The organism is Synechococcus sp. 8F6, assembly GCF_002252665.1.
Lineage (GTDB): Bacteria > Cyanobacteriota > Cyanobacteriia > PCC-6307 > Cyanobiaceae > Cyanobium_A.
Map to the genome: position 1 here is coordinate 163,907 of NZ_NQKZ01000004.1, position 11,354 is coordinate 175,260.

Consider the following 11,354-nt stretch of genomic DNA (forward strand, 5'->3'; position numbering starts at 1 on the left):
GTAACAATGACCCTTGGTCGCGTTGCCGTCGTTGGTGGCGGCATCAATGGGCTCTGCATTGCCTGGGAGCTGGCTCGACGCGGCTGGAGTGTCAGTCTCTTTGAACAAAACCGCTGTCTGGCGCAAACCAGTAGCGCCAGTACGAAGCTGTTGCATGGCGGTCTGCGCTACCTCGAGCAGGGCCATCTGGCTCTGGTGGCTGAAAGTTTGCGAGAACGGGGCCGCTGGCTGCGGGATGTGCCGCAGCACTGCCATTGGCTGCCGCTGCTTCTACCCATCTATAAACGCCAGCGCCGCCCAGGCTGGCAGTGGCGTGTTGGTCTAGGCCTCTACGACGGGCTTGCCCTCGGCCAGCTTCCCGGTTCTGCTAGGTGGTTGAAGCCGGATGAAATACGGCAACTGCATCCCCAACTGCAAAGCGGCGGGCTGCTGGGAGCCTGGCAGTTCTGGGATGGCCAGATGGATGAGCAAGCCCTCGGTGGGTGGGTTCTTGATCAGGCCCAGCGCGCCGGCGTGGAGATCCATGAAGGCTGCGATGTTCGTGAAGTCACCACCAAAGGAGAGCTCACTGTTCAAACAAGTGTGAGCGGCATCACATCCAATTACGCTTTTGCCTGGGTTGTCAACGCCTGTGGGCCTTGGGCAGTAGATCTACTCGAACGATCCGAGATCCCAAGCTCCGTGAAGCTGGATCTGGTACGCGGTAGTCATCTTCTAGTGCCACCATCACCGGCACTTGCATTGCCCAAGCAGGGTTTGTTCGTGGAGGTGCCCTCTAGCCGGCGTATCGCCTTCCTGCTTCCCTACAAAGGCGAGTTATTGGTGGGCACCACCGAGGAAGCCCAAACGCTGCATGAACCGGTACGGGTGAGTGCAGCGGAACAAAAGCAGTTATTGGGGTTAGTTGAGCACTACCTGCCGGCCTGGTTACCGATAGCTCAACAACAGGGCCGATGGTTTTCGGGCCTGCGGCCTATCGTGCGCAGCAGGGCTGATCTGTCCAGCGCCAGCCGTGAGGCGGATGTGCAACGGGATGGCCGCTTGCTCTCCATTTTTGGTGGCAAGTGGACCACCGCCCGCTCCCTGGCTGAACAGTTGGTGAATCGAGCTCCTTTCAACGGCCAGCCTTAAAAACACCATGCAATTCATTGACCTTGAGGCGCAGCAACGCGAACGGCTGCCCGACGGCCGCACCATTCGGGAGGCGGTGGATGCCCGCATTTCCGCGGTGCTCAACCATGGCCGCTACATCCTCGGCCCGGAGGTGGAGGAGTTGGAGCAAACGCTCGCGGCCTATGTGGGCGTGGAGCACTGCATCACCGTGGCTAGCGGCACCGATGCTCTGCTCATTGCTCTGATGGCCTTGGGGGTGAACGCCGGTGACGAGGTGATCACCACACCGTTTTCCTTCATTGCCACATCGGAAACGATCGCCCTTCTTGGCGCCACGCCGGTCTATGTGGACATCGATCCGGCCAGCTACAACCTCGATCCAGCCAAGCTCGAGCCGGCGATCAGCCCTCGCACCAAGGCGATCATCCCCGTGAGCCTGTACGGGCAACCAGCCGATTTTCCGGCGATCAATGCGATTGCTGATCGCCATGGTTTGCCGGTGATTGAAGACGGCGCCCAGAGCTTCGGGAGCACCCATCAGGGTCGCCACAGCTGCGGCCTGAGCACGATCGGCACCACCAGCTTTTTCCCCTCCAAGCCTCTGGGTGGCTATGGCGATGGCGGAGCCTGTTTTACGAACGATCCTGAATTGGCCGACAGGATGCGGCGCATCTCCCGGCACGGTCAGGAGCGGCGCTATTTCCATAGCGATATCGGCGTGAACGGAAGGATCGACACGCTTCAGGCCGCGATTCTTTTGGCCAAATGGGCCAACTTCCAGCAGGAAGTGGAGGCCCGGTGCCGTATTGGTGCGGCCTACAGCCTCAAGCTCAATGAAACCGGGATTACTACCACCCCGCAGCTCACTGACGGCAACACCAGCGTTTTCGCCCAGTACACGGTGCAGGTTGAGAACAGAGCGGCGGTGCAGGCTGCGCTTAAGGAGCAGGGCATCCCAACGGCCGTGCACTACCCCACCCTGCTGTGCCAGCAACCGGCGCTGACGTGTCAGCACAGCCGTTGCAGCAACGGTTGCCATACCCCGTTAGCTCTGGCGGCGAGTGAACGGGTGCTGAGCCTGCCCATGCACCCCTGGCTCAGCGACGCGGATCAAGACCGTGTTGTTTCCGCCCTTGCCGGCGTTTCTCAATCCATCTCGATTCCCTCAGAAGGATGAGCCAGCTCTCCCCAATTCAATCCTCTCCCAGTGGAAGCATCCAGGCTGAGTTGCTCGAGAAGCTGCGCAGCAAGCAGGCCTTGATCGGGATTGTGGGCCTCGGCTACGTGGGGCTACCCCTGTCGCTCACCTACGCCGAAGTGGGCTACCGGGTCCTTGGGCTTGATATCGATCAGACCAAGGCCGATGCGATCAACCAGGGCAGCAGCTATATCCAGCACATTGATGGTGACCGAGTCGCGAAGGCCCAGCAGCAACAGTTGCTTGTGGCAACCACCGATTTCGCGCGGGCTGCAGATGCCGATGCCCTGATTCTGTGTGTGCCCACACCGCTGAATCAATACCGGGAGCCTGATCTGAGCTACATCCGCGACACGATGGCGGCATTGCTGCCCTATTTGCGCCCCGGACAAGTGCTCAGCCTGGAGAGCACCACCTATCCAGGTACCACGGAGGAAGAGCTGCGGCCGTTGATCGAGCAGCGCGGGCTCAAGGTGGGTGAAGACGTGTTTCTGGTGTATTCCCCGGAGCGGGAAGACCCCGGTAATGCCCACTTCAATACGGCCACGATCCCGAAGGTGATGGGCGGCAGCACCGCAGCCTGCGGTGTGGTGGGGGTGGCGCTGTATGAGCAGGCCATCTCGGAGGTGGTGGCGGTGAGCAGCACACGTGCCGCCGAGATGACCAAGCTGCTGGAGAACATCCACCGAGCGGTGAACATCGGCCTGATGAATGAACTCAAGCCCCTAGCCGATCGGATGGGAATTGATCTCTATGAAGTGATCCGGGCTGCAGCCACCAAGCCGTTCGGTTTTGTGCCCTACTACCCGGGGCCTGGCCTGGGCGGCCATTGCATCCCGATTGATCCCTTCTACCTCACCTGGAAAGCGCGTGAATATGGCATGCATACGCGCTTCATTGAGCTGGCCGGTGAGATCAACTCAGCAATGCCGGCCTATGTGATTGAGAGAACGATGGATGCCCTGAACGAGGCGGGTAAACCGCTCAAAGGCAGCAAGGTGCTGGTATTGGGGATTGCCTACAAGAAGAATGTGGACGATATGCGCGAGTCACCGTCTGTGGAGGTGATGGAGCTGCTGAAGGCCAAAGGCGCTGATGTGGCGTATAGCGATCCCTTCTTCCCCAGCTTTCCGCCGATGCGCAAGCATCAATTTGAGTTGCAGAGCGTTGCACTGACAGCCGATGCCCTGGCCTCGTTTGATGCGGTGGTGCTAGCCACCGATCACGACAGCTTTGATTACGAGCTGATCCGCACTCACAGCCAGCTGGTGGTCGACAGCCGGGGGCGTTTTGCTCCGGGTGACCGGATCGTGCGGGCCTGAACAGAGATGCAACTCCTCACTGTGGTGGGCGCCCGCCCTCAGTTCATCAAGGCATCTGCGCTGAGCCGTGCTATTGCCGCCACGGGCGGCGCCATTCAGGAGCAGATCCTGCACACGGGCCAGCACTACGACGCGGCGATGTCGGATCAGTTCTTTGCGGAGCTTGGTATTCCGGCGGCGGCCTTTCATCTCGGGATCGGCGGCGGCAGCCATGGCGCCAACACCGGTCGGATGCTCGAGGCGATTGAGCGGGTGCTGCTGGCCGAACGGCCCGATGCCCTGCTCGTGTATGGCGACACGGATTCCACGCTGGCTGGTGCCTTGGCGGCCAGCAAGCTGAAGATCCCGGTGGTGCACGTGGAGGCCGGGCTGCGCTCGTTCAACCGGCACCAGCCGGAGGAGCAGAACCGGGTGCTCACCGATCACCTGGCAGAGCTGTGCTTTGCCCCCACCGACACGGCGGTGGCTCACCTGCGGCGGGAGGGAATTGCTGAGGAGCGCATTGTGCGCAGCGGTGATGTGATGGCGGATGCGGCGCGAATCTTCGGGGAGCAAGCTGAAGCGCAGGCCGGTGAGCTCCTGGGAAGCTCTAAGCTGCAGGCGCTTGCGGCGGCTGATCAGCCCTTCATCCTGACCACGATCCACCGGGCCGAAAACACGGATGATCCGGCCCGGCTGGAGGCGATCCTGACGGCCCTGGGCCAGGCGCCCCTTCGGGTATTGCTCCCCCTGCATCCGCGCACTCGGGCCCGGATTGAGACGCACCAACTGCAGCATCTGCTGGAGCCGCTCATGCTCACTGGGCCCCTGGGCTTTCTGGCGATGGTGCTGCTGGAGCGGCGGGCGGCCCTGGTGGTGACCGATTCAGGCGGCGTGCAGAAAGAGGCTTTCTTGCAGGGCACGCCCTGCGTGACGGTGCGCACGGAAACGGAATGGGTGGAGCTGCTGGAGTGCGGCTGGAACCGGTTGGCTGATCCTGCGGATCCGGCGGCCATGCTCATGGCAATGGCGCAGCAGCTGGCGCTGGATGCCGGCCAGCCCCGGCCGATGCTTTACGGCGATGGCCACGCAGCTGAGGCGATCGCGGCGCGCCTGCAGCAGCGATGAGGCCGCCAAGTAGTGCCACCTGAGCGGCAATCGGATAGGCTTGTACGTACAAATGTCCGGATCGAAAGGTGGGCTGATGACTGATACCCGTTTTGAGGTCCGTCTCAACCAGCGGCTGGCTGAGGACTTCGATCAGGTGGCCCGCGCTTCTGGGCTCACGCGAGCTGAGGTCTTTCGGCGGGCTATTGCCCTGTACAAGACGGTGAAGCAGGAAGAAGGCCAGCAAGTCCACGTGATCCTGCGATCCAAGGGCGGCGCTGAGCGGGAGCTGGTGAACTTCTGATGCCCGCCTCCAGGCCCAATCCGCCGCAGATTGATCTGGCGAAGGATTGGTTGGAGTACGCGGCTCAAAACCATGGCCAACGCCTGGAAATGTCGCGCTTCTGGTTGGCTGCGTTGGTGACAGTGCTTGTGTTCATCGGTGGCTTCCGTATCCTCACTGACCCTCGACAGCAGCCAGATCTGCAGAAGTTGGCCATTGGCTTGATGGGTACGGCACTTGGCGCTTCGCTCAGCCCTCTCCGTCGCGATTAGCGGCTAAGAGCCAACAGCCCCATACCCTCCACTTCAGCCCCTCCAGCACCCCTTTGATGCTCCACCCCATCGCCCCGATCACCGATTGCCGCATCCGTATCGCCCTGGTGGGATGTGGGCGGATCAGCCGCAACCACATCAAGGCGATCGCCAGCCACCACGAGCGCGCTGAGCTCGTGGCAATCTGCGACACCCAGCCGGTACGGCTGCAGCAGGCCCAGCAGCTGGTGGCTGAAGCCGCTCAGGAGCACCCTGGCGCTGCCACCAGTCCGGCCCAGTTCTCCTCCTACAGCGAACTCCTGGCAGCGGCTCAAGCCGGCACTACCCCGGTGGATCTGGTCGTGCTGGCCACCCCCAGCGGCCTGCATCCGGGCCAGGTGATCGCAGCGGCTGAAGCGGGGCTGCACGTGTGCACCGAAAAGCCGATGGCCACCCGCTGGGCGGATGGGGTGGCGATGGTGAAGGCCTGCGATGACGCAGGCGTGCGGCTGTTTGTGGTGAAGCAGAACCGCTTCAACAGCACGCTGCAGCTGGTGAAGCGTCAGCTGCAGTCCGGGCGCTTCGGGCAACTGGCGATGGTGGCGGTGAATGTGTTCTGGCAGCGGCCGCAGAGCTACTACGACCAGGACAGCTGGCGTGGCACCTGGGAATTCGACGGCGGAGCAATGATGAACCAGGCCAGCCACTACGTGGACCTGCTGGACTGGCTGGTGGGGCCGGTGGAGAGCGTGAGCGCTTCGATCGCCACCCTGGGCCGAGCGATTGAGGTGGAAGACACGGCGGCCCTGCAGCTGCGCTGGCGCAACGGCGCCCTGGGCACAATGGCGGTGACGATGCTCACCTACCCCAAGAACCTGGAGGGCTCGATCACCCTGCTGGGCGAAACCGGCACCGTGAAGATCGGCGGGCCGGCGGTGAACCAGATCGAGCACTGGGCTTTTGCTGATCAAAGCCCCGACGACGCCCTGGTGGAGCAGGCCAGCTACGAAACCACCAGCGTGTATGGCTTTGGACACCCGCCCTTCTACGCCAATGTGCTCGACGCCCTGCAGGGCCAGGCCGTGGCGCGGTGCGATGGCCGCGAGGGCCTGCGCAGCCTGGAGCTGCTGATCGGTGCCTACCGCTCAGCGCGAGATGTGCGTACGGTGCATTTACCGCTGGAATACTGAAATGACAACCAGACTGAATGTTGATGCAATCGAGCAAGAAGTCAGATCGTTTCTGAAAGCAAGCCAAGGGCATGAATCGGCGCCCATTGAAACCATTGCCGTACAAGAGGAAAGAACTGATGAAGGAGATGACATCCTGATTGTCAACATCACTTTTGCGCCTTCAGAGCAGCCCCTCGACCCCGATCAACTCGCCGATATCCCCTTCCGCCTGGGGCAGCAGCTCGAGGCTTCGGGTGAACAGCGCTTTTGCCATGTGCGGATTCACTTTGCCGAAAAGCAGGCTTTGCGGGGCTGGTAGTCAGTGACTCAGGAGCTGATCGTTACAGCGCGAAAGCTGGCCAAGGCCAATCCCATGAAGCCAAGGCAGGCGGACCTTAAGCGTGCCGTGAGCACGGCGTACTACGCCTTGTTTCATACCCTGGCTCAAACCTGCGCAGACCGGTTGATCGGCACGGGACTCAGACGTAACAAACCTGCTTGGAGGCAGGTCTACCGCTCGCTTGAGCACGGCTATGCCCGGAGTGCCTGTGAACGCTGTAAGCAGCTGGGTTTTCCTGATGAGATCGTGCGATTTGGCAATGCATTTGTGCGGTTGCAAAAAGAACGCCATGATGCCGACTACGACCCAGCTGCGCGGTTTACGAAGCCAGAGGTAGCGCTCATGATTGCTCAGGCAGAACGCGCGATCCGCTCGCTGAGCCAGGCCAGCAATCAGGACAAAACAGCTTTCGCAGCGTTGGTTCTGCTGAAGCAGCGCAAGGCATGATGCGTCTGATGCCTGTCGGCAGCTGGGATGCAATCTCTCCGCAGGTGGACTGGGAGCGGATCGATCGCAGCACTGATGCCGAGATTGAGAGGCAAGAGATCGCTGATCTGGTGGAGGACGCTCTGGAACTGGAAGCTGGAAGCCTTACGGCTCTGGCTGCGCGCATCGATGTGAGCCCCACCTCTGTCAGCCACTGTTTGCCGCGTTGTAGTCGGCCTGCGCAGCCTGGAGCTGCTGATCGGCGCCGATTACTCGGGCCGCGATGGGCGCACGGTGCAACTGCCGTAGCATCCAGCTGATGACACACGATCAGAATTCCAGGAAGCGGATACAGCAATGAGAATCGAATCAATACGCCTACGCAACTTCAAGGCGTTTCGCGATGTCAGCATCAGGCGTATTCCTTCCTTCTTTGTTGTCGTTGGAGCCAATGGATCGGGTAAGTCAACGTTGTTTGATGTGTTTGGCTTCCTGCACGACGCATTGAAGGGAAACATCAGGCAAGCGCTGGACAAACGTGGGCGTTTTCAGGAGGTGCTCAGCCGAGGCTGTGATCCCCAGAAGGATTCGATCCTGATTGAGCTTCAGTTCAGGATGGATATTGCTGGCATCGAAAGGCTCGTGACCTATTCGGTTGAGATTGGCGAACGAGCGGGAGTGCCGGTGGTGACAAGGGAGCTGCTGCGCTATAAACGCGGCCGCTACGGCAAACCTTTTCATTTTCTGGATTTTGCCAACGGTGAAGGATATGCCATCCTTAATGAAGAAGACTTTCAGAAAGAAGAGGAAGACCTTGAACGAGAGCAACAGAAGGTGTCTCCAGACATTCTGGCCATCAAGGGAGTGGGTCAGTTTGATCGATTCAAGGCGGCCAATGCCTTCCGGCGTTTAATTGAAAACTGGCACGTATCCGATTTCCACATCAGTGCCGCCCGCGGACGCAAGGATGCGGCTGGTGAAGCTGAACACCTCTCAGAGGCTGGCGAGAACCTTCCCTTGGTAGCTCGCTATCTCTATGAACAGCATCCAGCGATCTTCGGCAATATCCTGGAAACCATGGCTCGCAGGGTGCCAGGCATTGCTTCTGTCGAGCCGAGGCTGATGGATGATGGCTATCTGACGCTGCGCTTTCAAGACGGCTCGTTCAAAACGCCTTTTCTTGATCGCTATGTGTCGGATGGAACGATCAAGATGTTTGCCTATCTGGTGCTGCTCAATGATCCAAGCCCCCACCCGCTGTTGTGCGTGGAGGAGCCGGAAAATCAGCTCTATCCACAGCTCATGGCTGAACTGGCCGAGGAATTCCGGGCCTATGCCGATCGTGGCGGCCAGGTGTTTGTTTCGACGCATTCACCGGACTTCCTCAATGCCTTAGAGCTTGATGAGGTGTTCTGGCTGGTGAAGGATCAAGGAAGTGCGACGGTGCACAGGGCAAAAGACGATTTTCAGATCGCAGCCTACATGGAGGCAGGAGATCAGCTTGGTTATCTCTGGAAGCAGGGCTGTTTTGCGGGAATTGATCCTTGAGGCCTGAAATCGTTTTCCTGCTGGAGGAACGCTCGGCTCAAGCGATGATCCAAGCGCTCGTGCCTCGCATCAGCAGTGGGCTTGTTGCATTTCGTTTTTTTCCTTTCGAGGGAAAGACAGATCTGGAACGCAGTCTGGTCCGCAGGATCCAGTCTTACCAAAACAACACGGCGCGATTCATTGTTTTGCGCGATCAGGATAGCGAGACCGACTGCCGGCGATTGAAGCAACGTCTGCTCCACCTGTGCGATCAGGCGGGGCGACTGCATCACTGTGTGGTGCGCATTGCTTGCCGGGAACTGGAGAGCTTTTATATGGCTGATCTCAAAGCTGTTGCCTCTGCATTTCAGCTCAAGGGATTGGAACGCAAGCAAAGCATCAGCAAATACAGAGCACCGGATCAGCTTGGCAACCCCAAGCAGGAGTTAAAACGGCTTACCGGCAACCGCTATCAGCCACTAGCAGGTTCACGTGCCATTGGTGAGCAACTGGACGTGACCAACACCCGATCCGGCAGCTTCCAAGCCTTGATTGAAGGGATTCGGCGGCTGGAAGTCGAGCTGCTGCAGGCGTGATGAGTTACCCTACCCTTGAACGCCTCGCGGCGCGAGGCCGGGCGCTGGCCCAGCGGCTGAAGCCGCAATCCGCTTTCAGCCGCAATGTGCTCAAGCTGGCTGGGGGCACGTCTGGCAGTCAGGTGATCACGGTGGCTGCAGCACCGATCCTCACACGACTGTATGGGCCGGAGAGCTTTGGGGTGCTGGCCACGTTTGTGTCGATCCTGTCTCTGCTGAACGAGGTGAGCAGCCTGCGCTATGAATTGGCAATCGCCGTGCCGGAAGACGACGACGAAGCGATCGCACTTGTGTGGCTGTGTTTTCTGCTGGTGGCCATCTCCACAGCCCTCACCGCCCTGGGGGTGGTGTTGCTGCGCGATCAGCTGGTGAGCTGGCTGCAGCAGCCTGCGCTGAAGACGTTGCTTTGGCTGCTGCCAGTGGGCGTGTTTTTCACGGGGGTGTATCAGCCGCTGAGCTACTGGGCGATCCGATGCAAGCAGTTTGGCCTGCTGGCACAAACGAAATTTCGCCAGAGCATCTTTGGCTTGGCCACCTACCTTGCGGCGGCACCGCTGGGCACGATTGGACTGCTGCTGGGCCAGATAGTGAGCCAGAGCGCAGGCTTTGTTGCCATGTTTCGTGAGTCAGAAACTATTCTGCTGCTTAACCGACGGTCCGCACCATTTCTTTTATTGAAGACGTTACATCGATACAGTCATTTCGGGATCTATACCTCTACGGCGGGCTTGATTAACATGATTGGGAGTCAAGTTCCCAACCTGATGTTTGCCTCTGCTTTTGGAGCGGCCCAACTGGGGCAATTGGCACTAGCGCAGCGGCTGCTGCTCTTGCCAGCTGGATTGATTGGTGGCTCGGTGGGGCAGGTCTTTCTGAGTCAAGCCGCCGATCGCTCTCGGGTTGGTACGTTGTCTTCTTTTGTCAGGCAGGCGAGCAAAAAGTTGATGTTCTTTGGTCTGATCATTGCGCTTATAGCTTCCCTGATCGTCGCACCGATGATGCCGCTCCTCTTTGGCTATGAATGGAGCCCAACACGCTGGATTATCCCGCTGCTGTGCCCCTTGTTTCTCGGGCAGCTTATTGTATCTCCGCTTAGCATGGCTTTTTTTGCATCAGAAAGCACTAAATCAGAACTTTATGCTCAGACGATGCTAATTGGGATACGACTTCTGCCCCTAATCATTGCGGCCAGCCTGGTTCAGCTAAATTTTCTGGAAGCCCTGGCCATTTACTCTTTCTCTAACTTTGTTGGGTATGTTGCTTATCTATTGATTCTATTGGACTCACTGTCACCTCGCCGCTCCTAGCCCTGTTGTTGCGTCGCTCTTGCCAAGAATATGGAGTTTGTCGACGTGAAGCGAAAAATCTTCGTTTCACTTGTATATTAAGCCTCGAACGGGGTTTTTCAATTGATATTCGAATCAATTATTGCTTGTCTGAGAGCATTCCGACAAGAAGCAGTAGTCTTCTGAGATCGAGAAAGGAATTTGAGTTTCGGAAAACTTTGAAGAAGGTAACGTGGACCCCAAAAACTGAACCAGACCTTATGAGAGCTTCCCAAACGGCCAGAATGAGAGCTTCCCAAACGGCCAGACTTGGCCTGGAGAAGACCCATGAAAAGCAAACGCCACACTCGCGAGTAGATCATCCGCAAGCTGCGCAGCGCTGAGCAGCTGGTAGCGCCCCTCCGAGTGGTGTAACTCAGGAGGTCCTGTGACCCTTTCCGGAGGGTGAACAGGAGCAGTCAGAGGATGACTGCTTGGAAGCTGATTGCGCAGCTCCGTTCATCCACTATGAACCCTGATCGCGGTAGCTGCCAGAAAAGATGACGCCTCTGCTGCCATTCAGGCACCCAACATCAACGTAGCTGGATCTGGCTCGATTTCTGGTGGCGGTGGGTTGATCCAGACCTCTTCCGGCTGACGCCAGCAACGCGTCGATCGTGACCACCGGCGGGGATGCCGTTGGCGTGCTTGTTCGTAGACGACAGCACGGTGGCGGCAGATCTCCACAGCCTCACCGTTGTGGCGCTGATGGGGC

General features: G+C 59.1%; 12 protein-coding genes. 11 read left to right on the top strand and 1 reads right to left on the bottom strand.

Annotated features, from left to right (window positions below):
* Window positions 1–6: 6 nt before the first annotated feature.
* The 11 genes from CJZ78_RS05110 to CJZ78_RS05160 all read left to right on the top strand — a co-directional run bounded on the left by CJZ78_RS05110 (window position 7) and on the right by CJZ78_RS05160 (window position 10,621).
* Entirely contained in the window at window positions 7–1,131 is a 1,125-nt protein-coding gene (locus CJZ78_RS05110) for an FAD-dependent oxidoreductase (RefSeq protein ID WP_094559803.1), read from the top strand.
* A gap of 7 nt (window positions 1,132–1,138) precedes the next feature.
* Window positions 1,139–2,290, top strand: a complete 1,152-nt coding sequence (locus CJZ78_RS05115; RefSeq protein ID WP_094559804.1) for a DegT/DnrJ/EryC1/StrS aminotransferase family protein — start codon at window positions 1,139–1,141, stop codon at window positions 2,288–2,290.
* The gene (locus tag CJZ78_RS05120) at window positions 2,287–3,633 is read left to right on the top strand and encodes a nucleotide sugar dehydrogenase (protein WP_094559805.1); all 1,347 of its coding nucleotides are present in this window, start codon (window positions 2,287–2,289) and stop codon (window positions 3,631–3,633) included. The genes CJZ78_RS05115 and CJZ78_RS05120 overlap by 4 nt, the downstream gene beginning before the upstream one ends.
* A 6-nt stretch (window positions 3,634–3,639) precedes the next feature.
* Window positions 3,640–4,740: a non-hydrolyzing UDP-N-acetylglucosamine 2-epimerase gene (gene wecB, locus CJZ78_RS05125; protein WP_094559806.1), complete on the top strand. Its 1,101-nt coding sequence runs from the start codon at window positions 3,640–3,642 to the stop codon at window positions 4,738–4,740.
* 76 nt (window positions 4,741–4,816) lie between these two features.
* Complete coding sequence (locus tag CJZ78_RS05130) at window positions 4,817–5,023, top strand: CopG family transcriptional regulator (protein WP_158217036.1); 207 nt, start codon at window positions 4,817–4,819, stop codon at window positions 5,021–5,023.
* Window positions 5,024–5,330: 307 nt separating this feature from the next.
* Window positions 5,331–6,443, top strand: a complete 1,113-nt coding sequence (locus CJZ78_RS05140; protein WP_094559809.1) for a Gfo/Idh/MocA family protein — start codon at window positions 5,331–5,333, stop codon at window positions 6,441–6,443.
* 1 nt (window position 6,444) lies between these two features.
* Window positions 6,445–6,744 carry a hypothetical protein gene (locus CJZ78_RS13670; protein ID WP_143592848.1) on the top strand — a complete coding sequence of 100 codons (300 nt, stop codon included), beginning with the start codon at window positions 6,445–6,447 and terminating at the stop codon, window positions 6,742–6,744.
* A gap of 3 nt (window positions 6,745–6,747) precedes the next feature.
* Complete coding sequence (locus CJZ78_RS05145) at window positions 6,748–7,212, top strand: hypothetical protein (protein ID WP_094559810.1); 465 nt, start codon at window positions 6,748–6,750, stop codon at window positions 7,210–7,212.
* Window positions 7,213–7,548: 336 nt separating this feature from the next.
* Window positions 7,549–8,739, top strand: a complete 1,191-nt coding sequence (locus CJZ78_RS05150; RefSeq protein ID WP_094559811.1) for an AAA family ATPase — start codon at window positions 7,549–7,551, stop codon at window positions 8,737–8,739.
* Window positions 8,736–9,314 carry a DUF4276 family protein gene (locus CJZ78_RS05155; protein WP_094559812.1) on the top strand — a complete coding sequence of 193 codons (579 nt, stop codon included), beginning with the start codon at window positions 8,736–8,738 and terminating at the stop codon, window positions 9,312–9,314. Before CJZ78_RS05150 ends, CJZ78_RS05155 begins: the two co-directional genes overlap by 4 nt.
* Entirely contained in the window at window positions 9,314–10,621 is a 1,308-nt protein-coding gene (locus CJZ78_RS05160) for a lipopolysaccharide biosynthesis protein (protein WP_094559813.1), read from the top strand. Before CJZ78_RS05155 ends, CJZ78_RS05160 begins: the two co-directional genes overlap by 1 nt.
* Window positions 10,622–11,172: 551 nt before the next feature.
* Here CJZ78_RS05160 and CJZ78_RS14370 read toward each other — a convergent pair.
* Window positions 11,173–11,354, bottom strand: a 182-nt coding sequence (locus CJZ78_RS14370; RefSeq protein WP_233128504.1) for a hypothetical protein, incomplete at its 5' end; no start/stop codon positions are given.